The organism is Nostoc favosum CHAB5714 (assembly GCF_020829495.1).
Taxonomy (GTDB): domain Bacteria; phylum Cyanobacteriota; class Cyanobacteriia; order Cyanobacteriales; family Nostocaceae; genus Nostoc; species Nostoc favosum.
This window is the reverse complement of sequence record NZ_JAIVFQ010000006.1, coordinates 24,109-49,862: the sequence shown is the minus strand read 5'-3', so window position 1 is coordinate 49,862 and position 25,754 is coordinate 24,109. Positions and strand designations below refer to the sequence as shown.

19 protein-coding genes and 3 pseudogenes are annotated in these 25,754 nt (G+C 43.1%); 15 read left to right on the top strand and 7 right to left on the bottom strand.

The window, feature by feature from the left end; all coding sequences use genetic code 11:
• Positions 1-263 precede the first annotated feature (263 nt).
• The 5 genes from LC586_RS06515 to LC586_RS06495 all read left to right on the top strand — a co-directional run bounded on the left by LC586_RS06515 (position 264) and on the right by LC586_RS06495 (position 5,933).
• Positions 264-1,316, top strand: coding sequence for a fatty acid desaturase (locus tag LC586_RS06515; protein WP_229483779.1), 1,053 nt, complete (start codon positions 264-266; stop codon positions 1,314-1,316).
• A gap of 216 nt (positions 1,317-1,532) precedes the next feature.
• Entirely contained in the window at positions 1,533-2,612 is a 1,080-nt protein-coding gene (locus LC586_RS06510) for a fatty acid desaturase (protein WP_229483778.1), read from the top strand.
• 625 nt (positions 2,613-3,237) lie between these two features.
• Positions 3,238-3,933, top strand: a complete 696-nt coding sequence (locus LC586_RS06505; RefSeq protein ID WP_229483777.1) for a LabA-like NYN domain-containing protein — start codon at positions 3,238-3,240, stop codon at positions 3,931-3,933.
• Between the two features lie 195 nt (positions 3,934-4,128).
• On the top strand, positions 4,129-4,839 hold the full coding sequence (locus LC586_RS06500; RefSeq protein WP_229483901.1) for a response regulator transcription factor: 711 nt from the start codon (positions 4,129-4,131) through the stop codon (positions 4,837-4,839).
• A 5-nt stretch (positions 4,840-4,844) separates the two neighbouring features.
• Positions 4,845-5,933, top strand: a complete 1,089-nt coding sequence (locus LC586_RS06495; protein WP_229483776.1) for a sensor histidine kinase — start codon at positions 4,845-4,847, stop codon at positions 5,931-5,933.
• Positions 5,934-6,389: 456 nt separating this feature from the next.
• Here LC586_RS06495 and LC586_RS06490 read toward each other — a convergent pair whose 3' ends face one another.
• Complete coding sequence (locus LC586_RS06490) at positions 6,390-7,061, bottom strand: O-methyltransferase (protein WP_229483775.1); 672 nt, start codon at positions 7,059-7,061, stop codon at positions 6,390-6,392.
• A gap of 446 nt (positions 7,062-7,507) precedes the next feature.
• Entirely contained in the window at positions 7,508-9,016 is a 1,509-nt protein-coding gene (locus LC586_RS06485; RefSeq protein ID WP_229483774.1) for a BamA/TamA family outer membrane protein, read from the bottom strand.
• A 550-nt stretch (positions 9,017-9,566) separates the two neighbouring features.
• On the opposite strand from LC586_RS06485, the gene LC586_RS06480 reads away from it, so the two are divergent.
• The 4 genes and pseudogenes from LC586_RS06480 (at position 9,567) to LC586_RS06465 (ending at position 11,402) form a co-directional block, all read left to right on the top strand.
• Positions 9,567-10,664, top strand: coding sequence for a Gfo/Idh/MocA family protein (locus LC586_RS06480; protein ID WP_229483773.1), 1,098 nt, complete (start codon positions 9,567-9,569; stop codon positions 10,662-10,664).
• Between the two features lie 7 nt (positions 10,665-10,671).
• Positions 10,672-10,764: pseudogene (locus LC586_RS06475) on the top strand (HNH endonuclease); the annotation flags it as partial.
• Between the two features lie 191 nt (positions 10,765-10,955).
• Positions 10,956-11,120, top strand: a pseudogene (locus LC586_RS06470) (HNH endonuclease); the annotation flags it as partial.
• Positions 11,121-11,156: 36 nt separating this feature from the next.
• Complete coding sequence (locus tag LC586_RS06465) at positions 11,157-11,402, top strand: hypothetical protein (protein WP_229483772.1); 246 nt, start codon at positions 11,157-11,159, stop codon at positions 11,400-11,402.
• Between the two features lie 306 nt (positions 11,403-11,708).
• On the opposite strand, the gene LC586_RS06460 is transcribed toward LC586_RS06465, so the two are convergent.
• Positions 11,709-14,459, bottom strand: coding sequence for a DUF3536 domain-containing protein (locus LC586_RS06460; RefSeq protein ID WP_229483771.1), 2,751 nt, complete (start codon positions 14,457-14,459; stop codon positions 11,709-11,711).
• A gap of 991 nt (positions 14,460-15,450) precedes the next feature.
• On the opposite strand from LC586_RS06460, the gene LC586_RS06455 reads away from it, so the two are divergent.
• Positions 15,451-16,647, top strand: coding sequence for a serine/threonine-protein kinase (locus tag LC586_RS06455; protein WP_229483770.1), 1,197 nt, complete (start codon positions 15,451-15,453; stop codon positions 16,645-16,647).
• Between the two features lie 136 nt (positions 16,648-16,783).
• Here the strand turns inward: LC586_RS06455 and LC586_RS06450 are convergent, their stop codons facing one another.
• Together LC586_RS06450 and LC586_RS06445 are read right to left on the bottom strand one after the other, a co-directional pair.
• On the bottom strand, positions 16,784-17,665 hold the full coding sequence (locus LC586_RS06450; protein ID WP_229483769.1) for a phosphate ABC transporter substrate-binding protein: 882 nt from the start codon (positions 17,663-17,665) through the stop codon (positions 16,784-16,786).
• Between the two features lie 6 nt (positions 17,666-17,671).
• On the bottom strand, positions 17,672-18,385 hold the full coding sequence (locus tag LC586_RS06445) for a PspA/IM30 family protein (RefSeq protein ID WP_229483768.1): 714 nt from the start codon (positions 18,383-18,385) through the stop codon (positions 17,672-17,674).
• Between the two features lie 391 nt (positions 18,386-18,776).
• On the opposite strand from LC586_RS06445, the gene LC586_RS06440 reads away from it, so the two are divergent.
• The 4 genes and pseudogenes from LC586_RS06440 to LC586_RS06425 all read left to right on the top strand — a co-directional run bounded on the left by LC586_RS06440 (position 18,777) and on the right by LC586_RS06425 (position 22,528).
• Complete coding sequence (locus LC586_RS06440; RefSeq protein ID WP_229483767.1) at positions 18,777-19,466, top strand: helix-turn-helix domain-containing protein; 690 nt, start codon at positions 18,777-18,779, stop codon at positions 19,464-19,466.
• On the top strand, positions 19,466-20,371 hold the full coding sequence (locus LC586_RS06435) for a DUF1822 family protein (RefSeq protein ID WP_229483766.1): 906 nt from the start codon (positions 19,466-19,468) through the stop codon (positions 20,369-20,371). Before LC586_RS06440 ends, LC586_RS06435 begins: the two co-directional genes overlap by 1 nt.
• 21 nt (positions 20,372-20,392) lie before the next feature.
• Positions 20,393-21,412, top strand: a pseudogene (locus LC586_RS06430) (CHAT domain-containing protein); the annotation flags it as partial.
• Positions 21,413-21,583: 171 nt separating this feature from the next.
• A complete protein-coding gene (locus LC586_RS06425; RefSeq protein WP_438822876.1) occupies positions 21,584-22,528 on the top strand; it encodes a PstS family phosphate ABC transporter substrate-binding protein in 945 nt (314 codons plus the stop codon).
• On the opposite strand, the gene LC586_RS06420 is transcribed toward LC586_RS06425, so the two are convergent.
• Together LC586_RS06420 and gnd are read right to left on the bottom strand one after the other, a co-directional pair.
• Positions 22,480-22,899, bottom strand: a complete 420-nt coding sequence (locus LC586_RS06420; protein ID WP_229483765.1) for a hypothetical protein — start codon at positions 22,897-22,899, stop codon at positions 22,480-22,482. The two genes, LC586_RS06425 and LC586_RS06420, sit on opposite strands and share 49 nt — an antisense overlap.
• A 323-nt stretch (positions 22,900-23,222) precedes the next feature.
• Positions 23,223-24,653: an NADP-dependent phosphogluconate dehydrogenase gene (gnd, locus tag LC586_RS06415; RefSeq protein ID WP_229483764.1), complete on the bottom strand. Its 1,431-nt coding sequence runs from the start codon at positions 24,651-24,653 to the stop codon at positions 23,223-23,225.
• 315 nt (positions 24,654-24,968) lie between these two features.
• Between gnd and LC586_RS06410 the strand changes: the two genes are divergently transcribed.
• Positions 24,969-25,706, top strand: coding sequence for a Ycf66 family protein (locus LC586_RS06410; protein WP_229483763.1), 738 nt, complete (start codon positions 24,969-24,971; stop codon positions 25,704-25,706).
• The last annotated feature ends 48 nt before the right edge of the window (positions 25,707-25,754 follow it).

Sequence of the window (25,754 nt, the reverse complement as noted above, 5' to 3'; positions counted from 1 at the left end):
GAGTTAGGAGTTAGGAGTTAGGAGTTAGGAGTTAGGAGTTGAAGTTGGAGTTTGGAGTTATGATGCGTAACGTTTTTAACTCATAACTCATCACTTCTAACTCCTCACTTTTCAAAAATAACTCCTCACTTTTTAAAAAGCTATTTACTGGTGCGCTTGTGTCGGTTAGATTGCTATAATCCGAAGCGCTAATATTAAGAAATTTTGCGGCAAGTTGCTTTTTTAGTGACTTGGTGGAGGAGTTTGTTCTTTTTCAGGTGTTCATGACTACATCAATAATTAATAGCCAGAAACTAAGTGACGAGCCTGGTAATTCCGACTTTAGGCTCAAAGATATTGTCAAAACCCTGCCACGGGAATGTTTTCAGCAGAACCGTCGCAAAGCTTGGACACAAGTACTGCTCAGTGTCTTGGCGGTTGCCTTGGGCTATTACAGCCTGATCATTACTCCTTGGTTTCTCTTGCCCCTAGCTTGGATTTTTACGGGCACTGCTTTAACAGGTTTTTTTGTAATTGGCCATGATTGTGGACACAGGTCTTTTGCCAAACGTCGTTGGGTAAATGATTTGGTGGGGCATTTCTTCATGATGCCGTTGATTTACCCCTTTCACAGTTGGCGCATTAAGCATAATTATCACCATACTCATACCAACAAGCTGGATGAGGACAACGCCTGGCATCCAATCCAACCAGAAGTGTTTGAAAATTGGGATAAAACCCGGCAGTCTGCTTTTGAGTTGTTCATGCGTAAACGCCTCTGGTGGGTAGGTTCCATTGGACATTGGGCTGTGGTGCATTTTGATTGGCGGAACTTCAAAACGAAAGACCAATCAAGCATCAAGCTTTCTGTGGCTGTAGTAGTTGTGTTTGCAGCGATCGCTTTCCCGGCCCTAATCGCCACAACTGGTATCTGGGGATTTGTCAAGTTTTGGCTAGTGCCCTGGATGATTTACCATTTTTGGATGAGTACTTTTACCATTGTTCACCACACCGCCGCAGATGTTCCTTTTACGACAGCGAATAAGTGGAACGAAGCTTTAGCACAGTTATTTGGCACTATTCATTGCGATTATCCGCGCTGGGTAGAAATTCTGTGCCATGATATCAATGTTCATGTCCCTCATCATATTTCCACTGCGATTCCTTCTTATAATTTGCGGCTAGCTTACAGCAGCATCAAAGAAAATTGGGAGCCTTATCTGCATGATGAGTGTCAGTTTTCTTGGCCTTTAATGAAGCAGATTACAGACCAATGTCAACTATACACAACTGATGTTGGGTATAAGACTTTCAACGAACATTACACAGAGCGATAAATAGCGCTGTGATTACACTCACGCTCTTGAACCAACGAGAGCGTTTATCATGGTGTGTTTAAATAGAATCTGGCAATTTTTTATTGACTAAAATTGTTAGGCTTGCCAGAAATTATCCTCTTGTGTGTTAGCGATCGCTAGTGTCGTGGGCATCCTAGAATTGAGATTATCTTGTCTCAAATAAAGTTCCGATTTATATCCAATCAAAAGAATCCAGTGCAATCAAATATCATCAGTTTCAACAATCCTCTTAGCAGTGAAACGTCTGAGGATACGACTAAATTACCTTTCACTCTTCAGGATTTAAAAGCTGCAATTCCTGCTGAATGCTTTCAGCCCAATGTGACAAAATCACTTTTATACTTTTTTCGTGACATCCTGATTATCGGTCTGCTTTATGCAGTTGCTCATTACCTGGATTCTTGGCTTTTCTTCCCGATTTTCTGGCTAATGCAAGGAACGATGTTTTGGGCTTTGTTTGTAGTCGGACATGACTGCGGACACCAATCTTTTTCTAAGCATAAATGGCTCAATGATTTGATTGGACATCTTTCTCACACACCAATACTTGTTCCTTATCATGGTTGGCGGATTAGTCACAGAACTCATCACAAAAATACTGGCAATATCGATAACGATGAAAGCTGGTATCCTGTGACAGAATCGCAATATAAGGAGATGCCTTTAGCCCAAAAGATAGGCAGATATTATGTTTTTCTCTTGGCTTATCCTGTGTATTTGTTTAAGCGTTCTCCTAATAAGGAAGGCTCCCACTTTTTGCCTAGTAGCTCACTTTTCAAACCATCGGAAAAATGGGATGTCATAACTAGTACTGTACTTTTGATTGGCATGGTTGGTTTGCTAGGTTTCCTCACCTACCAATGGGGTTGGATGTGGTTGCTGAAATATTACGCTGTGCCCTACCTTGTGTTCATAGTTTGGCTAGATTTGGTGACATTCTTGCACCATACTGAGCCAGAGCTTCCCTGGTATCGTGGAGAAGATTGGACTTTCCTGAAAGGCGCAATTTCTAGTATTGACCGTGATTATGGTTTGGTTAATCATATCCATCACGATATTGGTACTCATGTTGCTCACCATATATTCCTTAACATCCCTCACTACAATTTGCTGAAGGCAACTGAGGCAATAAAACCAGTGATGGGTGAGTATTTCCATAAATCGGAAGAACCGATTTGGAAGTCAGTATGGAATTCATGTATCAGTTGCCATTTTGTCCCTGATACTGGTAGTAAGGTTTACTACACATCCAACAATAAGCTAGCTAAAGACTAAGACTCATATTCCCGGCTTCTTTAAAGAAGTCGGGAATCTTGTATTTTAATCAATGCTTTCTGACTATTAAGCGTTTAGCACTCCCTCATTCAGCTAAACTTTTATAAAAATTGTATTAAATATTACTTAGATACTTTACTAAAACTTCTCTTTTGAGGGAGAAACAAGCCTCAAACCCATACAGGGTAAAATAAAATATAGATAGATGACGTTCGCCGATTCTAGGGCATATCGGAACCTTTGCGCTAGACGCTCTTCCCCGGTTGTGCAGAAGACACCTCTACTTTTGCTGGAGCAATCCTGCCTAAGCAAGTGACTTCGTTGAATCAAGAATCGAGCGTGTCTTTACACCTAAGAGTGTCAATTTGTCCAAACTCTTGTTGTCTACGTAGGTAAAGATTAACATATCTGTGGGCAGAGGCAAAATCTCGTCAAACCAACCCTGACAACAGTCAAAAACCCTTGGACTGTGTAGTTTTGATTCTGTTTAGCGTCAGTTAAGTTTATCTAAATGTAGTGACTTAAGGCCATTACCTGCTAGGTTTATAAATCAGCACAGACTAGACTATATATAGTATAGACAATTTACCCAAAACTCTTTCCAGCTTTAAAATCAGAGGTATCAATGATTATAACTAATTTTAGTAAACAAAGAAATGAATTTAAAGAACCTAAAGTACTCAAAGCTAAACCACATTGGCAAGGGCAAAATTTGAGCGATACTCCTGTCAAAGGTAAAGATACCAAAACGGAAGATCCTGCACCTGATAGTTCGATTTTAAATAGCTTGAATCGTGGTCGAGTTGCTATTTTTATTGATGGCTTAAGCCTATTTCATACAGCTTTACAACTCGGTATAGAAATTGACTACGTTAAATTGCTTTGTCATTTAACCAACGGTTCAAGACTGTTGCGTGCTTTCTTTTATACTGGGGTTGATATCACCAATGAAAAGCAACAGGGTTTTCTATTGTGGATGCGTCGTAATGGCTATCGTGTAGTGGCAAAAGAGCTAGTTCTAGCAGCAGAAAATTTCAAAAAATCAAATCTGAACGTAGAAATTGCTGTAGACATGATAACTTTAGCTCCTTATTATGATACTGCGGTTTTAGTCAGTGGCGATGGGGATTTAGCCTATGCTGTGAACGCTGTCAGCAGAATGGGGGTTCGGGTGGAAGTGGTGAGTCTACAAAATACCACTAGTGAAAGCTTGATTGATGTTGCTGACTGCTTCATTGACCTTGATAGTATTAAGGCACACATTCAAAAAGATTCTAATGTTGGCTATAGTTATCGCACGCCGTCAAATTCAAACCTTTAAATATAGCGGTTATCACTTGGGTGCAGTCACCTCACCCCGTATTTGAGTAAAGCAAACACTCCCCTCTCCTTGCCAAGGAGAGGCGTTGGGGGTGAGGTTGAAAGAACCGCTACAAGAATACGCAAAGAGTACCAGACGTGGTGAAAGAACTCTCCTTTGTCTTCTTCAGTCCCATTTTGCTCGACCCTAATTGAAATGGATATTTTAATAGTTGAAGATGAACCAGAAATTGCTCATTTAATTGAACTCTCTTTAGAAAAAGAAGGATTTTTTTGTCGCACTAGCCGCGATGGCATGAATGCTTTGCGGATGTTTCAGGAGCAACCACCTGATTTAATCATTCTAGATTTAATGATTCCTGGTTTGGATGGGTTGGAAGTTTGTGCCAGAATTCGCCAGAAACCAGGTGCAAAAGATCCTTACATTTTAATGCTTACGGCTAAGGGTGAGGAAATTGATCGCGTTATTGGTCTGTCTACTGGTGCTGATGATTACATGGTAAAACCCTTTAGCCCCAGAGAGTTGGTAGCTAGGGTGAGGGCACTATTGCGGCGTAGCCTCCGCCAAGGGGGACAACATCAAGTCAATCGTACCCAACATTTTATTGTCGATGTAGACCAGCGCACTGCCAGTCGTCAGATGAATTCCAAAGAAGTTGAGATTTTAGACTTAACTACCCTAGAATTTAACTTGCTAACTACCTTTGTCAGCAATCCTGGTCGAGTTTGGAACCGCACTCAACTAATTGATAAACTTTGGGGAGATAACTTTTTTGGCGATGAACGAGTGGTGGATACTCATGTAGCTCGGTTGCGAAAAAAGATTGAGCCTGATTCGGCAAATCCTACTTTTATTAAAACTGTTGTTGGGGTGGGCTATAAATTTGAAGATCCTCTGGTAGCGTAAATCTTATGAAAATGGGGCTGAGAGAGCGCCTATTTCTCTCCCACTTAGTAGTAATGCTCGTGGGGGTAGCTAGTCTGGTGAGCATCAGCAAAATCTCTTCCCCTCGCTTGTTTGTCTTGCATTTGGAACGATTAGAAAATCGGGGGTTCGACTTAATCAATATCCGTACTGAATTGGTTACAGGATTTGAACTTGCTTGGCAGCGAAGTACTATTTGGTCAGTCTTAGTCGGCACTACCGCCGCCGGAGGATTGAGTTACTGGGTGTCTAGAAGGATTATGCGGCGGTTGACCGAGATGGAACAAATTACCCAAAAATTTGCTGCTGGTCAGATGGATGCACGACTACCGATGTCTGACATTGCAGAACTTAATGGATTGGGTGCTAGTTTTAACCGGATGGCAGCCAGTTTAGAAGGGGTAGAAGCGCGGCGGCGAGAAGTGATTGGAGACATGACCCATGAATTACGGACACCGTTAACAGTTGTACGCGGTTACTTGGAAGAACTGGCTGATGGGGAAATTGAAGCGTCTCCTGAAATTTATCGGCGTTTAGCTAAAGAAACTAGGCGCTTAGAGCGGTTGGTGAACGATTTACAAGAACTGTCTAAGGCAGAAGCTGGTTATTTGCCAATTAATATACAACGGGTAAATCTGCGTCCGTTGTTAGAGTCATTAGTGGAGAAATTCACCGACCAGCTGTTGGAAGATGGGCCAGTTCTGGTCTTAGAATGTCCATCTGTGCTGCCTCCTGTATTAGCAGATATTGACCGCACAGAACAGGTGTTGGTTAATCTGCTAGGTAATGCAGTACGTTACACTAACGAAGGTTCAATTACCATTCGTGCTGGGACTGATGCATCTCAACTCTGGATTGCGGTTATAGATACAGGTATTGGTATCGCTCCAGAAAATTTGCCCCATGTGTTTGAGCGCTTCTGGCGAGCCGATCAGTCACGCGATCGCCATTCGGGAGGCACTGGTATTGGCTTAACTATTTCCCGTCGTTTGATTGAACTACAAGGCGGTCAGATTCAGGTAGAAAGCGTGTTGGGAGTTGGCAGTACGTTTCGGTTTTTTCTGCCTTTAGCTTGAGATAAAGGATTGACACAATGTAGTCACGGCTGTGTCATACCCAATTGCTAATTTGAAACTATCCAAAGTCTTTGTTTTTTGATGGATGCCGAGATTTTGGAAATGCATAGAGTCTAAGATTATGTCTACTTTTATTTTGGCTGCTTTTTTGGTTAGTTTACTCAGTGTTTCGGGTTACGCTGCGATCGCCTACCTGTTCCCTCAAAATCGTTCCTAAGACTTAACAAATAAGTAACTACGCAAAATTAATTACAGTCATTGCGAGCGAAGCGTTCGCGGAGCGTCTCGAAGAGAAGCAATCCCAGCCGCAAGCGAATTGCTTCATTTCGCTTCGCTACATTCGCAATGACATTGTGTAATTAATTATGTTTACCTACTTAACAATCTCTTGCTATTCAAGCTTAAAGAGCGATTGCAAAAATTAAGCAATAAATTCACGGCTCTTGGCTCAATGCGTTATTGGTCAGAGGTGACGATCGCGATCGCGAAGCCGTCGTACCCTTTGCTACCCACGGTCTGGATTGCCGTGGCGCTGACGCGTGGCTCAGAGGCAAGCAGTTCGTTGAAGCGACGCACCCCCTGGACGCTAGGATCGCCGTTAGCAGCATCAACCACCGCTCCGCCACGCACGACATTATCGGCGATGATCAGGCTGCCGCGACGGGAAAGCTTGAGCGCCCACATCAAGTAATCTGGATTGTTTGGCTTGTCGGCGTCAATGAAGATCAGGTCAAATGTATGACCCTCTGCGGCAATCTGTGGCAGCGTAGAGAGTGCCTGTCCAAGGCGTAGGTCAACGATATCGGACAGACCAGCGTGGGCGATGTTGGCGTGGGCGACTTCGGCGTGCTTTGGGTTAGCCTCCAGCGTAATCAGACGGCCGTCGCTGGGTAACGCCCGCGCCAGCCAGATAGTACTGTAGCCGCCCAGCGTGCCAATCTCCAAGATGGTTCGCGCCCCTTGGATTTGCGCCAACAGCAGCAGCAGCTTGCCCTGGTTTGGCGAAACATTGTGCGATGGTAGTCCGGCTGCGGCGCTGGTCTGGAGAGCCGCATCCAGCGAGGGGTCGGGCGGCACAAGCAAATCGGTGAAGTAACGATCGACCGCAGTCCATTCCTCTTGAGTCATAGATTATCGTTTTTTACCCCATCTATAAAATATAGGACTTACGCACGAGTAACGGAAAACGAACCACAGAGAAGCCAGTGCGCCCTTGCGGTTCCCCGACTTGTTCGCTCTTAGCGTTCCCGAAGGGTAGCAACTGGCGCGGCGCAGAGGTCACAGAGGAATGAGAGTTTGAGAGGGTTTTTGCGTAATATCATGTTCGCTTGATTACTTATTAAACCCGAAGAACCCCACCCCGACAATCGTCGCTTCGTCTCCCCTAAGAGCAAGCGGGGAGGGGATTAAGGGGAGCCAGTGCGGTCTTGGGGTCTCCCCAAGTGGAGCATCTGGCGTGTGGGGTGCAATGACTGTGGAAATCATAACTAATTATGCGAACATGATATAAGTCCTAAAATATTCAAGATATTGAGAAAAAATATTTAGGATATTGAGAACTTGCGGTAATGAAATTAAAATCGCTGACCTGTGGTAACTTCAAATCTAACTTCTCCTTGGTTGCTAATTCCTAAGTCGCCTCGAATCAGCCCAAAGGATGACTTGACTCGCAATCCTAAGCCGTAACCAAAGCCACTTCCAGGTTTGTCTCGCAGCACTCCTGGTTCTCCTAGGACGGTTTCGCTAGACCCGAAATCTGAGGCGAGGTCAGTAAAGAGAACTCCTCCGATTGACTGTAAAATTGGAAAACGATATTCCAGGGAAGCTAAACCATAACTGCGACCACTGGCAACTTTACCATAACCGTAACCTCTGACAGAATCTAGCCCACCAATATTAAAGGCATCTGCTGGTGGAAAGTCTCCAATAGTCGTACCAATTTGTAAATTAATCGCCAACATTTCTGGATTGTCGGTTGGTCTACCATTCCCTATCCAACTTACTGGTAAATACTGAATATAGTCTCCCTGTAGGCGGTTGCTGGAAATATTACCCAATCCAATGGGAATCGCTTGTTCTGTGCTGAGGGTGAGGATTGATCCTTGAGTCGGATTATCTTTGCGATCGCGTTGATCTCTGGATACAGCAAATGATACTGTAAATAGGTCATCAATGCCAGTACCGCTCACAGATAGAGGACTCCCTAATCTATCCACCTGTGCAACGTTATATTCTTGATCGCGTAGGCTAATCCTGGTATAGTTGAGAGCCACTGATGTATCCCACTCATCAAAAGCTCCTAAAAGTCCCACAGAACCGCCAAACCTTCCCTCGCGCACTTTGTTGCCGTTAGACAATCTGATATCTTCGTTGAAGGTTCCCGATATATTTCGACTACGAAAACCTCTAATGCTATAGCCTAAGCGGTTTGGTTCTCCAGGACGATAACGACTAGTGAATTGACCATTAAACTGGACATCTTTACTGCTTATTTGTACAGTTGTATCTAATTTATCGTTAATACCGCTAATATTTGCATCTTTGTAACCCACTCGACCATATAGCCCAACATCATCGTTATTACCGCCTCCTAAGATTAGAGAAGGGAAGCCACGCTCTTTGATTTTATAAATGATATTAATGCTAGAAACATCTTCTTCTCGATCAACATTTACTTGATTAAATGACTCTAATTTCCTCAATCGTTGCAAGTCTGCTTGAAGTAAATCTTCACGAAATACCTGACCAGGTTTGAGTTTCAGCAGACCAATGATAAAATCTGTCTGAGTCCGCCCTTTGATTGGCTGACCTTTGTCATCAAGTAACTTACCTTTGTCATTAATAAAACGAATTTGGATGTCTTTAACAACTTTTTGGGAAAATTCAAGCGTCTGGTTATCTCCTGAAGTGACTCCTATATAATCCCCATATTTGGCATACTCTCTTATATGGATCGTAGCTTCCGGGGTAACAATACCACTAGACCCATCCTGAGTAGGAGATTGCGAGTCTGCAATGGCCTCTAGATTTTTCCCACCCACTAACATTACTGCGATCGCAATTACAGTTATTTGAACTCGCATATTGAAAATCCGTTAGTGTTATTAACTTTACCACGGAGAGCGGCTCTATTGTGCGTAAGTTCTATATGAACCTTGCTATTGGGTATCCCAAAATCCGGCGTCTTATTTCTAAATTGAATACAGATGATGTTTCATTTTTTATACATATAGATAAAGATATATAGATAGGACTTACGCACTGTACAAATTAATCGTGATGTTGATTAACAATCTTGAGGATATTTCAGGCCTTTTATAACTATTCTTTGATCGTAAATAGACCATGCTGTAAGGGTTTAGCATTGCTAAACCCCTACGAAAGATAGGGTTTTTAAACTCACTCATATTTGGTATTTCTTGTCAATGCGTAAGTCCTAAGAGATTGGGGTGACGTTAATGCCTATCATCCAATAATTTTAGAAAAACAGGATTTTGAAAAAATCAGACAATCAGAAAAATTATTCGCTAGTAAGTTTAATAGAAGTAAAGACTCGGAGATATTAGATATGATAGATGAAATGATATTATTAAATAAATAGGGAATTATATAAGTATAGGAGTAAATGATGATATGGTTGGGATTGCGATCGCAGGCACTGGATTTGGTCAAAAAGTCCACATCCCTGGATTCCAAGCACATCCTCGCACTGAGGTAGTTGCTGTTTATCACCGAGATATAAATAAAGCTAAAGCTATAGCAGAATCCCATAATATCCCCCACGCCTCCGATTCACTTACAGATATTGTGGCATTGCCAGAAGTGCAAGCAGTTAGCATCTCTACGCCGCCTTTTTTGCATTATGAAATGGCAAAAACCGTATTGCAAGCTGGGAAACATTTGTTATTGGAAAAACCAACAACTTTAAATGCAGTTGAGGCTAAAGAACTTTATCACTTAGCTAAATCAAAAGGTGTTATTGCGACTGTAGATTTTGAATTTCGCTTTGTACCAGGATGGCAGTTGTTTGCTGAATTATTGTCAGAAGATTATGTGGGTAAGTTGCGCTTAATTAAAATTGATTGGTTAGGTTCTTCTCGTGCTGATACTTCACGCCCTTGGAATTGGTATTCTGATAAGGAGAAAGGAGGCGGTGCATTGGGATCTTTGGGTTCCCACGCCTTCGATTATATTCACTGGTTATTTGGCCCAGTCCGTAGATTAAACGCCCATTTAACTACTGCTATTCCTACACGAGTTGACCCTGTTAGTGGGGAACCGAAGCCAGTGGATACAGATGACAACTGTATATTAACGCTGGAATTAGCGAATGGTACACCTTGTCAACTTTCTATCAGCGCGGTAGTTCATGCACCAAGAACTCATTGGGTAGAAGTATATGGCGATCGCGGTACATTAATTGTGGGTAGTGAAAATCAAAAAGATTATATACATGGTTTTCGTGTTTGGGCTTCCCGTCCAGGTAAACCCCTAACAGAAATAGAAATACCAAATCGGTTAATTTTTCCGAAAAATTATGCTGATGGTCGCATTTCTGCATTTATCCGCGTAGTAGACCAATGGTTGCAGGGAATTGATCGCAATCAGGAAATTATACCATCGCTGCGAGAAGGAATTTATTCTCAGTTGTTGATGGATTTATCCCATGAATCGCATCAAAAAGCAAGTTGGATAGATGTACCCAGCTTGGAAGAATTTCTTAGCAACTAGAAATAAAATGAGCAAAACTCCCCGTATTCGTATCCCGCCGGAAGTAAATAAATATGTTTTTCAACGTGACAAATATCAATGTCAAAGCTGCGGTAAAACTCAATACAGTTCAGTTAAGCATTTTTTCCTTCTCTCTGTGTTCTCTGCGTCTCTGTGGTAGCCTGCGGCAAGCCCTCCGGCTTGGTGCAGTCGCTCATGGGGGAAACCCCCAAGACCGCGCTGCTTCACCGCTTTGCGTCTACGTTAAAAAATTTGATTTCACAAAGGGTTTTAGCTTTAACCCAAGCGTATTGCGGTAAAACTACTATATAAACTAATCTTAGTATCGACCATATTATTCCCCTCGCCCGTAGCGGTCAACATGATATCAGCAATTTATAAACCCTCTGTTTAACCTGTAATCACCAGAAAACAGATAATATTGATCCCCGTTTCCGGCGATATTTTCAGCTTTAGGTTAGGATCGGATGAGCTATTAGTTTCTGATTATCTATGCCTCAAAATCACAATAGCAATCCCCTAAGATTCTTCAATATTAAAACTACGATTCTCTACCTCTTCGCTGTCATAGCTATTTTAGTAGTAGCCTTTCCCTGGCTATATGAGATTAAAACTAAAGCTGGGATCGATATATCACCTGGACGCCATGCAGGAACCTTTTTTGAGAAACATACCCACGGACTCTTCAGGTGTGAGTGGCTTTATCCCTACCATTGCGATCGCTCTCAGATTAAATAAAGGATATTAAAATAAAAGGGTAAAAATTTCCCCTTCTCTCTGTGTGAAATTTTTACCCTAATTGACTTAACTAAAGATTGATATCAAGTTCGGTTAAACATTTATAAAATCTGTAGGTTGGGTTGAGGAACGTAGACCCAAAGGGGCTTCCCGCAGGGTAACCCAACATTTTATCGTAAATTAAAGGGTTTATAGTGGTTCTCAGTTGAGTAGTTACTAAACCCCACCCCCAACCCCCTCCCCGCTCTTCGAGAGGGGGCTATCATGTACCTCATTTGATTAGGAAAAGCTATAAGACCCCTACATCTATCCCAACTGATTTGAGATCATGCTGACATCAACGGCTAACTTTTTGCCCAACTTGAGCAACTGAAGACACTGATTATCTGCTTCATTATCAAGGCTAGTGATACACACCGGCGCTATCTGACTGTGCAGACAACTAAAGTATAGTTCCTGCGATCGCTGTAGGGAAACATCTATATTTAGTTGATCCCCGACATCAATCAATCTTTCCAATAGTTGGATATCTGCATTAAAACTACCATTGGCATCGTGCAACAATTGCCAAAGCGATCGCGCAATTAACTGTTCTAACATTTGCTTACCGTCGGGAATATTCAGCCGACAACGCAGATGTTTTGCTTCAGTAGCGATCGCCTCCAATTCTAATATATGACTCCAACTCTTTTGGGGATCAGCGATATCTTGCTCAAGCGATCGCAATGTCATCAGACAGCGATGCCCTAAAGCAATATCTGCTGCAACCTGCAATTCTTGCGGTACTGCTATTTCATCTCGATGAAACGCCATCAGCACACCATAATTATCACGGTATGCTTGGGTATACAACTGTCCTAAACGTGTCAGTGTTTCCTCACTAAGCAGCCGCATAATTCGGTGGCGTTCTTCAGCAAATAGATTCTGTAAGTTGAAAGCTTCTTCTCCAAATAGCTGTGTCATCGCCAAGATAGTATGAGCCGCGCTAGCTTGTTTTAGCGCCCCAAACAGCTTTTCTTTTAATTGGCTGTAGTTACGCCGCCCAGTAAATTGTTGAATGCAGCAGTGGAAATCCCAGCCTCCCAAATGCAGAACCGCAAATACCAAATGCTCACTTTCCCAAGTAATCTCTGATACCAGCTTTAAATTTCCTATAGCCAGAGTTAGCGATCCCATGCGTTGCAGTTGGTAATCTAGCTCATTGGCAGCATAGCAATAAACCTTTTTGTGGTAACGCTGAGATTGTTTATCCGCAACATCTTTTCTAGGTAGGGAATTGTGCGTTTCGGCTGGTTTGTGATTGGTAAATAGGGAAGTAATGGCGTAATGGGCTGCTACTTGCTTAAAGCCAAGCTGGGCAGTTAACACGAGTTGCCGATAAATTTCTGCACCATGTTTGAACTGATCCACATTACTGGGCGCTAAACCAAGACGTTTGACGAAGCCTTTTTCTAACTGCACACCAGCCACATCCCCTGCCAATTCCAAAGCACGGGCGGCGTAGCGCAGAATTTGTGTCCCCTCTGGACGGGAAATTTCTTCAAAAAACCAACCGCAACTAGTGAACATCAACAAAGCGTGACGCTGCATTTCTAACAAGCGCAAAGCGTCTACTTGTTCAGCTGCGGTTAGTTTGTGGGTTTGATGACGGGCGAGGAAACGGTTGACATTGGTAGCAGAGCGATCGCGCATTACTTGGATATATTCATCCCGTGCTAGCCAGGGATCACGAAATAACTGCCTACCATGTTCTGCATACACCTCAGTTAGCTGATCCCGCAGCCAATTTAGGGAATCCCGCAAGGGACGACGCCATTTCTGATGCCAAACTGAGCCTTCTCCACCGCAACCACAGTTATCTTCCCATCTGCCGACACCGTGGGCGCAACTCCAGGCTGTGACTGACTTTAATTCCACTTCCCAACTAGGAGAATTTAAGCTGAGGTAGTGGGCGAAGTTCGTTACTGTCCAACCTTGTTGGGGAAACTCTTTGGTAAAGGCGTAGGCTAAAGTTTTCTCAGTTCCCTTTTTGTGATGTCCGAAGGTTTCCCCATCCGTCGCCACAGAAATCAACTGTGCCAGACGATGATCCCCACGCACCGCCGAACCTATACGTCCGGCAAAGTGACTGGAATTATAAACGACATCACTAAAACCCATATCCCGCGATATCGGGCCATCGTAGAAGAAGATATCAATGTAGGGGGGAGAGACGCGATTAATCGCGTCTGTACTAGGGAGTGGGGAGTGGTTACTATCCCCATTCCCTTCTTTGATCGCACTCAGAGGTGAAGATGAAGGTAAGAGTGTGGGCTTCAAATAACAACGGTAGGGACGGGTAGAATCAATCTGACTACCGCCGACTTCGATCCATTCAGGATGGGGATGATCTGGAGTGGGAAGGGGACGGCAACGCAGTGCTTGAGACGGTGCAAGGATAATGAAGCGAATACCCTCAGCAACAAGAGCTTCTAGGGTGGCGTAGTCTACAGCAGTTTCTGCTAGCCACATGCCTTCGGGATCGCGACCAAAGCGGGAGCGGAAGTCTTCTTTACCCCAGCGAATTTGGGTATATTTGTCGCGTTCGTTCGCCAGAGGCATGATGATGTGATTGTATACTTGCGCGATCGCATTCCCGTGACCATGCAAGCGATCGCTACTCTTGGCATCCGCCTCTAAAATGCGCTGATAAACCTCCACATCGTAGCGTTCTAGCCACGACATCAGCGTTGGCCCAATATTAAAACTAAAATACTCATAATTATTGACGATCCCCACCACTTCGCCTTGGTCATTTAAGACTCTGGCAAAGGCATTTGGGCGATAGCATTCCCAATGAATCCGCTCATTCCAGTCATGGCTCGGTGCAGCGCTCGGTTGGCGTTCAATTGCGTCCAGATAAGGGTTTTCCCTTGGTGGCTGGTAAAAATGACCATGCACCGTCACATAAACACCATTAGCCTTTCTCAGGGGATCGGTTTCTTTGGTGTTATTGGGATCTGAATGTAATGTTAACGTTGAGCCAGAGCTAGCTGGCATTTCAGCAGCAGAAGTCATGTATATTTATCCAAAACAAAAAACTTACAGTTGCACCGAAAACATTGTGCGTAAACCTTTCTACAACAGTTTGAACACAAAATCCGGTATAAATAACAACTATCGAATCCAACTAAATTTTGACAAAGCTGTTTTATTGTAGTGGGAAATCTGCATTCTCGCACAGCCCTTTCCCTGAAGGCTTAAAGTAATTAGCCATTGAACAAAGCCTGAGTTAGGGGTTTTCTCTTCTTGGGCGTCAATCAAAATTTTAATTGTCTTTTAATATATTAAACCCCATTCTTGATGTAATATTTTGGCTCAAATTCATACTTTTGCAACAAAAGATTACAATAACTCATTATATCGCAATCTTATTTTACATACACAGCAGTGAACTGAAAACAGTAATATTTCTGAATTGCTCTACAGACGGTTGAGAGTATCTTATGGGAGTGATGAGTGAAAGTAATTTTTAATTCAACACTCCAAATTTAAAATTTAGGATTACTCGCTGTGAATGATATCCTCAACCCAAAACAACAAATGTCAACTAAAAACATTATTCTTCTGGTTTTATTACCAGTTATGGAAGGTATGGGGTAGATAGCAGTGCGACGCCGATAGCGAACGCGAGTGCGTCTCCAAGAGTTGCGTTAGCGAGTCTTGCCTACGGCACGCTCTTGCGTTCGAGCGTCATAGCCCGTCGTAGACATCCCTCATAGTTTAATCCAACGTGATCGCTCTTGATTATGAGTAGGACTTACGCAAGAGTTACGAAATAACGTAGACACGTTCGCGGAGCGTCCCGTAGAGAAGGGAAGGGTACCACAGAGGCGCAGAGGACACCGAGAAATAAGAATTTGAGAGATATTTTGCGTAAGTCCTAATGAGTAATGACTTGCTTTTTAGAGCAGGAAGTGTGAAAGCCTGATACTGGATAATTGGCGAATCTAAACCCGCTTTTATCTAGGACAGGAGAAAATAAAGAAATATAAGAGCGATCGCCTATATGAGCTACTGCCTTAATCCCCATTGTCCCAAGCCTGAAAATCCTAATGATGTCAAGTTTTGCCGGACTTGCGGTTCCAAGTTACTCCTCAAAGAACGTTACCGTGCTATAAAACCAATCGGACAAGGTGGTTTTGGCAAAACCTTCTTAGCTGTGGATGAGGATAAACCTTCAAAACCACGCTGTGTAATTAAGCAATTTTATCCCCAAGCCCAAGGCACTAATACTCTTGCCAAAGCCGTAGAGTTATTTAACCAAGAAGCTGTGCAGTTAGATGAATTGGGCAAACATCCTCAAATTCCCGAACTACTGGCATATTTTACCCAAGAAGACCGGCAGTATCTTGTACAAGAATTTATCGACGGGCAAAACTTAGCTCAGGAATTAGCACATAGAGGTGCTTTTAGTGAAATACAAATCCGGCAACTATTAAATGATTTATTGTCAGTTTTGCAATTTTGTCACGCTAGACACGTAATTCACCGCGATATTAAGCCAGAAAATATTATTCGTCGATCCCCCCTCAGTCCCCCCTTGAAAAAGGGGGAAGAAAATGTTGCCCCCCTTGTTAAGGGGGGTTGGGGGGATCTAGTTTTAGTAGATTTTGGTGCTGCTAAATCTGCCACTGGTACTGCCTTAAATAAAACTGGTACAAGTATTGGTAGTCCAGAATATGTTGCCCCTGAACAAATGAGAGGTAGGGCTGTTTTTGCCAGCGATATTTACAGTTTGGGTGCTACTTGTATTAATTTATTAACCCAGCGATCGCCCTTCGATTCTTATGATACCAACAACGATACTTGGGTTTGGCAGCAATACTTGAAAACTCCCGTCAGTAATCAGTTGAGCCGCATTCTCAACAAGATGTTAGAGAGTATTCCAATTCGGCGTTATCAAACAGTAGATGAAGTTCTCAAAGACTTAAATCAACAGTCGCAAGTAGCAGCCACGCCAGCGATTGCACCAAAACCTATCTTTCAATCGCCACCCAATTCTCCACCTACTTTTGTATCCCCATCTCCTAGTCAAATTGATCAAGAACTAGAGGAAATGAAAACCCAATTTTTGGGTAGCAACAAACCTCAACCAAATAAAATACAACCACCAAAGCCCACATCTGGGCCTTCTAGTACAAACAAAATAGATGAAGAATTAGAAGAGTTAAAAGCTAAATATCTTGGTAATAACAATCCTTAAAATCCATCCGCTCAATTAACGGTCATTGCAAAACCCAAGAAACCACCGAAAATGTTGGGTTACCCTGCAAGAAGCCCCTTTGGGTCTACGTTCCTCAACCCAACCTCCGATTCTCGTTAATTGTCCTCTAGATTAATTAATTCTCCAGGATCATAGCTTGCTGCCCTTGAGGCGAAGTTGCATAGCCTAAGAAAGCTTGAACTCCAGGGCTAGCAGGGTTTTTATAGACATAAAACAGTTGCCGTTGGTAGGGATAACCACTTACATCGGGAGTCAATCCATCAATTGGAATAAATCGCACTGTTTGTTGATTGGCAACCTGTGCAAAGGTTGCATAGCCGATGCCATCAGTTCCTAAAGCTTGGAGTAGAGGAGTTGTCGCATCTCGTGGTAGTGTTGCAATGTTTGATGTTGTGCCAAAATTAGCTCCCTTCAACACTATTTCTTGAAATGCTTGATGCGTTCCACTAATTGCCGGTCGATTAATGACTCGGATAGTTCCACTGTTACCACCTACGGCTGACCAGTTGTTAATTTTGCCCTGAAAAATATCTGCTACTTGGGTGCTAGTTAATCCTTGATTAAAAGGATTTGCTTTGCCAACCACAAGCGCGATCGCATCTTTTGTCACAGACACCGCCATCAATCCCTGACTTTGTTCTTGTGCAGTTAGCGATCGCGATACCGCCGCAATATCTACTCTACCTGCTACTAGATCCGCGATACCATTTTGAGAACCATTGGCACTAGTGACAACATTTGTACCAGGAAACTGCCTCTCAAAAGCTCTTTTGAGATTTTGGTTAATTGTCACCATGCTCGTAGAACCGTCTATTCTCACAGTAGTACCGCTTGGTACTGAACTTGGGGGCAAAAAAGTCGAATTACCAGCAGAGGCTGTGTTAACTGGAGGGGTAACATTACCTGGTCTGACTACAAAGAACCAGTAACCACCACCGATTAAAGCTAGAAAAATCAGGATAAAAACAATTGGAGGAGGAGCGCTTTTTTGACTCATAACTTTTTACTCTGGTAGTTTTTCAAGACTCGATTCACTTAACATTTGCAAACGACGAGAAACTTCATCATCTACAGTCATGCGTTCTATTTCAGCCTGGAGTTTTTCAGTTGGATTTTCAGAGATTTCAGCTAAAGCACCTGTCTGTAAATTTCGGCGTTCAACTGCACTTTTAGCTTTTTCAAAGTCACTTTTCGCCGAACCAATATCAAATTCATTATTGACTTTGGCAATCATCGCTAGTGCTTCATTCACCTCTGACATATCTTTCATATTTTGCATATCGGCTTTGTAGGTTTCTAGCTTCATGCGCTCACGGTTCAGCTTGTCTTTGGAAGCATTCACAGATGTTTCAGCCTGCTTGACCATTTCCTCTAATTTGGGCAAAATCTGCTCTGTTTGAATTGCCTTAGCCATTGCCATCCTTGCTGCTTCTGGATTACCACTGCGCTGGGCAATATTTGCTTGCTGCTCCAAAGTCCGTAATTCTTTAACTTTTGTCTCGTATTTATTTTTAGCTGTTTTGTAAGAACCTTCTTGCATAGCAACAGCTTGAGCTAGCTTTTGTACCGATTCTTGCATTGATTGCAGTGATTCTTCAGCTACGGCTACAGCCACCTTACCACCAGACTCAACAGGCATTCCCCATAGCCAATTCCAAGTACCAACTATGGTTCTTCCTGCTTTTTCACCCATTAACCAGTACATAGCTTTTTTCATTTATCACACCTATCTTACGAAGAGTAGTTTTAATCAGATACAACAAGTTTTATACTTGCGGCTCTTATTAGATTTACATCCAGTATTTTTATTTTTATGAAATGAATTAATCAAAAAATTCAGATCCCGGACATCTTAAAGAAGCCAGGGATCTTGTTGTTCACGACCAAATCGACGCAAAACCTTAATCTCAAAGGCTTTTGGGTTTTAGCTTAACTGTGTGCCATTCTCTGATGAATTTTCTCTAGCAAGAGTAATAAAATCTTGTTGATATTTGTAAGATTCACACGTAATAAGTCAATTAAAAATCAGGTAAACTCAAGCAGCAAAAGCTTTGTGTCTTTCAGGTAAGCAATTAATAGCGCCATAGCAGCTTGGGAGCAAAACCGTTGTGGATGAACAACTTAAAAAACTGATTGATGAGGTATGCTGCTACCCAGACCCCAGTCTAGAAAGGCAGAAAGCATTAAATAGACTGCTTATGGTCATTCAACAACTCCCTGGCATTTATAAGTCTGGACACCAAGACTATTTAGAAGCCTTAAATCAAACTTGGGAATGGGTGAGCCGGAAGATTTGCTCTTTTGAAGCGCGATCGCCTTCTTTCCAACAAAGCCTAGTAATCTGGATTAATGGCTATCTCAAGTGGCGCATTAAAGATTTATACAGGCCAGATAGTAATTATACCATCAGTTTAGACAGACTTACCCGTAACGATGAAGGTGACGAAACAACCCTGCTCAATATTTTGCCAGACCGTCAGTCACAAACTATTTCTTTAGATTTGCTGGATATTAAAATTGCCCAAATCCAGGAAACTGAGCGCCAGTGCCTTGGTAAACGCATCTGGCAATATATTGAGCAAGACGAAGAGGGTAAATTAACAGCGAGTCATCCCCGCAAAAATCCAGAATGCCATTGTCACTTATTGGCAATGCGCTTACTTCTGGAACAACCACCTCATAAAATCGCTGATATTGCTAGAGAGTTAAATATAAGCAATCAAACTCTCTACTCCCACTGGAAGAAAAATTGCCTTCCCCTGTTAAAAGAAATCGGTATGAATTTCGGATCTGACTAATGGCTAACACACAACCACATATTTTAAGCGTCCCTCTCCCCCAAAATGCCCACCGTTGGGCTGAGGAATTTGCCAGGCAGCAAGATAACCCCCTAAAGGGAAAACAAGTTTATCTGAATACTTTGGCTGTTTATGCCGTTCACAGTTATCTCAAATGGCTGAACGTTGAGACAGCACTAAATCAAGGCGACAGTTGGCATCGTGGTTTAAGAGCAATTTTTGATGTTGCTGATTTAGTCTTGCCTGGTGTTGGTAAGCTTGAATGTCGTCCAGTGTTACCGGGTGAGGTTGCTATAGTCTTGCCTCCAACCATGACACAAGACCGAATTGGTTATGTAGGAGTTCAGTTTAGTCAGCAATTAGATTATGTAGAATTACTGGGATTTCTTCCAGCAAGGGAGATGACTGAATCACCAGCAATAGTGCAAATAGCACAACTGCAATCCTTTGATCCTCTTTTCGAGATTATACAGATGCGAACGCTATTAATAAATCTGCGTCAATGGGTTACGGGAATATTCCAGCCAGATTGGCAACCCCCAGAGTTAGTGTTTGCTAACAATTTCAGAAGCAGTAGCACAATGACTCGCCCTTCAACTAACTCTATCAGTCGGGCGAAGGTGATTAATTTAGAAAGCCAAGTACTGTTATTAATGCAGTTAACTCCCACAGATAGTGAAGTTTTTAATATTCGCCTACGAATTTATCCGGGTAATGATTCTATTCATCTACCACCAGATTTACAACTGATTGTCCTTGATGAAGCCGGAAACACTGGCATGGAAGCGCAAGCAAGAAGTGCAGATGACTGGATGCAACTAGAGTTTAGCTGCCAGCACGAGGAAAAATTCAGTGTCAAGATAGTGTTAGGGGAAACAATTCTGATGGAAGAGTTTGTTGTTTAAGACAAACAAAAGGAGACAGGAATGGCGATCATCAAGTTGAAGCTCAGACGCAATTCAACAGATGGATTTTTGGTAATTCTAACAGCGAAGAACTTGGATGAAGAAACAGAAGGATTTTTGCCTCCATTACCACCAAATTTAGAATCATCCTTTAATGAATGGCAGTCAGCTTATCGTCAAATCGAAGCTGTACGCTCTTGTGTTGCTCCCGCACCAGGGTTACGTCTTACACCCAAAAGTGTGACGATTCATTCTCACGGGGAACACACCGGAGCAGTCAAAGATTATCTGAATCAATGGCTCAACTCTGGAGATAGCAGGTGGCAACCAATCCGGGATAGATTAATTGCGATCGCTCAACAATTACATGAGTCAAATGATGAGATTCGTGTGATCATTGATGCCAAAGATATCGATTTACGCCGCCTTCCTTGGCAAGCATGGAATTTATTAGAAGAACACTATCCCAACGCCGAAGTTGCCCTCAGTGCGCCCAAAAGCTCCAATCCTAAGATAAATAAACTAGTTCCTAAAAGTACAAAAGTCAGAATTTTAGTTGCTGTGGGCAGAAGTGACGGCATTAATACAAAAGATGACTTAAAAGTAATTCAAGACTTAGAGACAGATGGGGTAGAAGTACGCTGTTTAATTAAGCCTAGCCGCCGGGATTTGTGTGATGCTCTTTGGGATGAACAAGGCTACCATATTTTCGTTTTTACGGGACATAGTGGCAGTCAAGAAGATGGGCAGATAGGTTGGATTGAACTTAACGATGAAGAGAGTTTGACTATTGAGGAATTTAAGGAGGCTTTGAAACAAGCTATTGATAAAGGATTACAGTTAGCAATTTTTAATTCTTGTGATGGTTTAGGTTTAGCTAACCAACTTGCCCAAATACATTTACCTCAAGTTATTATCATGCGGGAACCTGTGCCAGACCCCGTAGCAGTAGATTTTTTAAGATACTTTTTTCAAGAATTTACCCATAATAATAAGTCACTATTTACTTCTGTAAAAAAAGCCCGCAAACGCCTAGAACATTTTAAGTCTGATTATCCTGGTGCAATTTGGTTGCCAACAATTTGTATTGAAGCTAATGTTGAACCGTTGACTTGGCAAGGATTGCGCGAAGGTTCTTTGCCAAAGCCGACTCCAATCAAGCCAGAGGATTCAACTCATCAACCAAAGAAAAATATCAAGCCGTGGTTATTAATTGGTTTGCTTGGTGTAGTTGTTAGTGGCGGTGTAGCCTATTTAGTTGGGAAAAAAGTCAACTCCGATTTTAGTTCGGTAACTGCTGCCGAAGGAACATGGTTTTATGGTGGTAGCACATCTTGGGCACCAATTCGGCAACGTGTAGATCCTGAAATCAAAAAAGCACATCCGCAGTTTGAATTACGCTATACCGATGCGATTAATGCTACACCAGGTTCTGGTACGGGAATTCGGATGTTGTTGGAAGGACAACTTACCTTTTCGCAATCCTCCCGCCCGATCGCAGACAGAGAGTATCAACAAGCTCAACAACGGGGCTTGAGTCTGAAACAAATTCCAGTGGCTTTAGAAGGATTAGCGATCGCTGTTCACCCCGATCTGCAAATTCCAGGGCTAACCTTGGGGCAAATCAAAGATATTTACACTGGTAAAATAACTAACTGGAATCAGGTTGGCGGCCCTAACCTAAAAATTACTGCTTACTCCCGTCGCGTTGAAGACGGCGGCACTGTAGAGTTCTTAGTTGACAATGTTCTCGGTAAAGAAAAACTAGGAGGTAACGTAGTATACGTCTACGATACAACAGACGGACTGAGAAAATTAGCAAGCGATCGCGGTGGCATTTACTACGCTTCGGCTCCAGAAGTTGTCCCCCAATGTCAGATTAAACCACTGCCAATCGCCAAACAAGGGAACAATTTTGTAGCCCCTTATACAGAACCTTTGATTAAAGCCGATCAATGTCCGAATCAACGGAACAAGTTAAACATTGATGCTTTCAAAAAAGGTCAGTATCCAATTACACGCCAGATGTTTGTCATAGTTAAGCAGAATAATAATAACAGTTTAGAACAACAAGCGGGCGAGGCATACGCCAAAATGCTACTAACAAATCAGGGACAAAAACTGATGAATGAAGCTGGATTTGTGCGTATCCGTTGAATAAGAGGCAAGGGAGCAGGGAGCAGGGGGCAGGGGGAGCAGGGGGAGCAGGGGGAGCAGGGGGAGCAGGGGGCAGGGGGAGCAGGGGGAGCAGGGGGAGCAGGGGGAGCAGGGGAGGCAAGTATAAAAGACTCATTCACGAGTATCAAAGACTCGTCGACGAGTATAAAAGACTCGTCCACGAGTATCAAAGACTCGTCCACGAGTAGCAAAGACTCGCTCACGAGTATCAAAGACTCGCTCACGAGTATCAAAGACTCGTCCACGAGTATCAAAGACTCGCTCACGAGTATCAAAGACTCGTCCACGAGTATCAAAGACTCGTCCACGAGTATCAAAGACTCGTCCACGAGTATCAAAGACTCGTCCACGAATCTTAATTTAACAAGTGGTGGGGGTTTAAGTCCCCTGCTTCTATCAAGCAGCGCGAATGGAAGCCTAAATCTAAATCCCCGTCACAAAACGTAATTGCGAATTGCGAATTGCGAATTGCGAATTGTTTTAACTGCGCCTTCCTTGGAGACTCACGTTAAATTACAGTTACAAATTATTCTTCCCTGCTCCCCCTGCCTGTTCGTTGAGTAGCGATTTTGTCTACGGTTCGTTAAAAAGAAAGTGACTCTGAAACTCAGAGCCACCCTTAAAACTGTATTCTGAAACTTTTCACAATATCCTGATGTAGATGTGTGAAAATTTACTTCTTAGCTTCAGCAATGGGTACCCATTCAGTGTGGAAACTTCCGGGCTTATCAAGACGCAGGTAGGTATGTGCGCCGAAGTAGTCGCGTTGTGCTTGAGTTAGATTTTGGGGCAAGCGATCGCGGCGATAGCTGTCAAAATAATCCAAGGATGCGCTAAATGCGGGTACTGGAATTCCCAGTGTTGCAGCTGTCGCAATCACTTCCCGCCAAGCAGTCTGTCTGTCGAGAATTGTCTGCTTAAATTCGGGAGCTAACAGCAAGTTAGGCAAAGCTGGATTTTCGCTAAAAGCCTTCTTAATCTTATTCAAAAAGCGAGCGCGAATAATACAACCACCTTTCCAAATCCGCGCCATTTCGCCCAAATCCAAATTCCAGTTATATGTTTTTGAAGCTGTGGATAGCAACGCCATCCCTTGAGCATAAGAACAGATTTTTGAGCAATAGAGAGCATCGCGTACTTTATTGATAAAGTCCTTAGTTTGCCCATCATACTTGCCACTGGGGCCTGTAAGGACTTTAGATGCTGCAACCCGCTCCTCTTTAATAGAAGAGATAATCCGGGCATTAACTGCTGCTGTAATTGTAGGAATAGAGACTCCCAATTCCAATGCAGTTTGCACAGTCCAGCGTCCAGTTCCCTTTTGACCTGCTGCGTCAACAATCAAATCCACCAGGGGTTGATTTGTTTCTGGGTCAAGATATGGGAAGATATTCTTCGTAATCTCAATCAAAAATGAATCGAGTTCATCGGTGGTGTTCCATTCAGCAAACACCTCATGTAGCTGCTTATGGTCTAATCCAGCGACATTTTTCAGCAAGTCGTAGGCTTCAGCAATTAGCTGCATATCGCCATACTCAATACCGTTGTGTACCATTTTGACATAGTGGCCAGAACCACCAGGGCCAATGTAGGTTACACAAGGGCCATCATCGACTTGGGCAGCAATTTTGTTGAAAATTGGCGATAGATACTCGTAAGAGCTTGTTGTACCTCCAGGCATCAGTGAAGGCCCATTTAGCGCTCCTTCTTCACCGCCACTGACACCCATACCAAGATACCGAAGCCCGGCGGGTTCTAATTCCTGAGTGCGTCGTTCCGTATCTTCAAACCAAGAGTTGCCACCGTCGATAATGATATCGCCTTCCTCTAACAAGGGTTTGAGTTGAGCAATCACCGCATCCACTGGTTTACCAGCTTGCACCATTACTAGAATTTTGCGGGGACGTTCCAATAAGGCAACGAATTCTTCCAAGGTAAAGGCGGCTTTGACGTTCCGTCCTGTAGCACGTTGCGCCATAAACGCATCCGTTTTTTCTCGGGAGCGGTTGTAAACTGCAATTGGGAAGCCATTGCGCTCCACGTTTAGAGCGATGTTCTCACCCATAACGGCTAATCCAATCACACCAAAGCTTTGTAGTGTCATAAAAAATTTCTGGCTAACTCTTGCAGATCCTTTTACTTTAAGGGTAGTCCGATATTTTCTGTTCTCCCCTAAAGAAGACCTTAAGAGTTGAATAAACGACAAAAATCCACAACTAACACGGATAATTAATTTTAATTTGTATCTAAATCAACAATTGACTGGCAAAATTTGCAAAATTGTTAGTTGAGGGACTGGGGACTGGGGACTAGGGACTAGGAAGGAATTTAATTCAATAAATTACTTTTTCTTCCTAATACCTAATACCCAGTACCCGATCCCTAGTCCCCAATCCCTAGTCAAAGGAGTAACCAAATAATGCTGGCATTTGTCCTAGCTTTGGTGGTCGGTCTTGGTAGTTTAGCCATTTACATAGCAGCTTTCTTTTTTCCAGAAATCCACCGCAAGAATGACTTTATCTGGAGTGGTGTAGGATTGTTCTACGCCTTAGTTTTATGGGTGTTTGCACCACGCATTACTGGGGGTTTGTTGCTGGGTCATGTGGCTAGTGTGGCTCTTTTGGTCTGGTTTGGCTGGCAAACTCTATCATTACGTCGCCAACTGACCCCGCAGCCACAACAAACCCAAGTACCCAGTCCTGAGACGGTGAAAACTGGCATTCAGGAACAGGTAAATAAGTTCTCCCTTCAGGAACGGCTGGGCCAGTTGCAAAAAGGTCTTGGTAGCACCTTCAGTGGTGTGAAAGACAAGGTACAACAAACTGGGAGTAAAAAAACACCCACAACCCCCAAAGCTGAAAACATTACCTCTGTAATAGCAGAGAAACCTACTGTTGAGATTATCGACAAAACTACTGCCATACCAGAAAAACCAGCAGAGGAGACAGTTACTACTGACACCGAAGCCAAAACCGAGAGTGTACCGGAAGCGATTCCACCACATCCCCCATCTCCTGAATTGGTGGAAGCAGCGCAACCAGATTTTGAAATTGAGGAGAAGCAACCGATTCCCGTAGAAGAAATTGCGCCGGATGCGGTACTCGCTCCCCCGGCGGAAGCACCACCTGAAGAAATACCGCCTAATCAAGCTAGTTGAATGCATTGAAACCCAGCGTTAACCTAATATAATGTTGGGTTTCACTCA

Excerpts from the sequence above, each read along its gene's own strand:
- LC586_RS06515 (WP_229483779.1), top strand. The coding sequence starts at position 264 with ATGACTACATCAATAATTAATAGCCAGAAACTAAGTGACGAGCCTGGT.
- LC586_RS06505 (WP_229483777.1), top strand. The coding sequence starts at position 3,238 with ATGATTATAACTAATTTTAGTAAACAAAGAAATGAATTTAAAGAACCT.
- LC586_RS06500 (WP_229483901.1), top strand. The coding sequence starts at position 4,129 with ATGGATATTTTAATAGTTGAAGATGAACCAGAAATTGCTCATTTAATT.
- LC586_RS06495 (WP_229483776.1), top strand. The coding sequence starts at position 4,845 with ATGAAAATGGGGCTGAGAGAGCGCCTATTTCTCTCCCACTTAGTAGTA.
- LC586_RS06490 (WP_229483775.1), bottom strand. The coding sequence starts at position 7,061 with ATGACTCAAGAGGAATGGACTGCGGTCGATCGTTACTTCACCGATTTG.
- LC586_RS06485 (WP_229483774.1), bottom strand. The coding sequence starts at position 9,016 with ATGCGAGTTCAAATAACTGTAATTGCGATCGCAGTAATGTTAGTGGGT.
- LC586_RS06480 (WP_229483773.1), top strand. The coding sequence starts at position 9,567 with ATGGTTGGGATTGCGATCGCAGGCACTGGATTTGGTCAAAAAGTCCAC.
- LC586_RS06465 (WP_229483772.1), top strand. The coding sequence starts at position 11,157 with ATGCCTCAAAATCACAATAGCAATCCCCTAAGATTCTTCAATATTAAA.
- LC586_RS06460 (WP_229483771.1), bottom strand. The coding sequence starts at position 14,459 with ATGACTTCTGCTGCTGAAATGCCAGCTAGCTCTGGCTCAACGTTAACA.
- LC586_RS06455 (WP_229483770.1), top strand. The coding sequence starts at position 15,451 with ATGAGCTACTGCCTTAATCCCCATTGTCCCAAGCCTGAAAATCCTAAT.
- LC586_RS06450 (WP_229483769.1), bottom strand. The coding sequence starts at position 17,665 with ATGAGTCAAAAAAGCGCTCCTCCTCCAATTGTTTTTATCCTGATTTTT.
- LC586_RS06445 (WP_229483768.1), bottom strand. The coding sequence starts at position 18,385 with ATGAAAAAAGCTATGTACTGGTTAATGGGTGAAAAAGCAGGAAGAACC.
- LC586_RS06435 (WP_229483766.1), top strand. The coding sequence starts at position 19,466 with ATGGCTAACACACAACCACATATTTTAAGCGTCCCTCTCCCCCAAAAT.
- gnd (WP_229483764.1), bottom strand. The coding sequence starts at position 24,653 with ATGACACTACAAAGCTTTGGTGTGATTGGATTAGCCGTTATGGGTGAG.
- LC586_RS06410 (WP_229483763.1), top strand. The coding sequence starts at position 24,969 with ATGCTGGCATTTGTCCTAGCTTTGGTGGTCGGTCTTGGTAGTTTAGCC.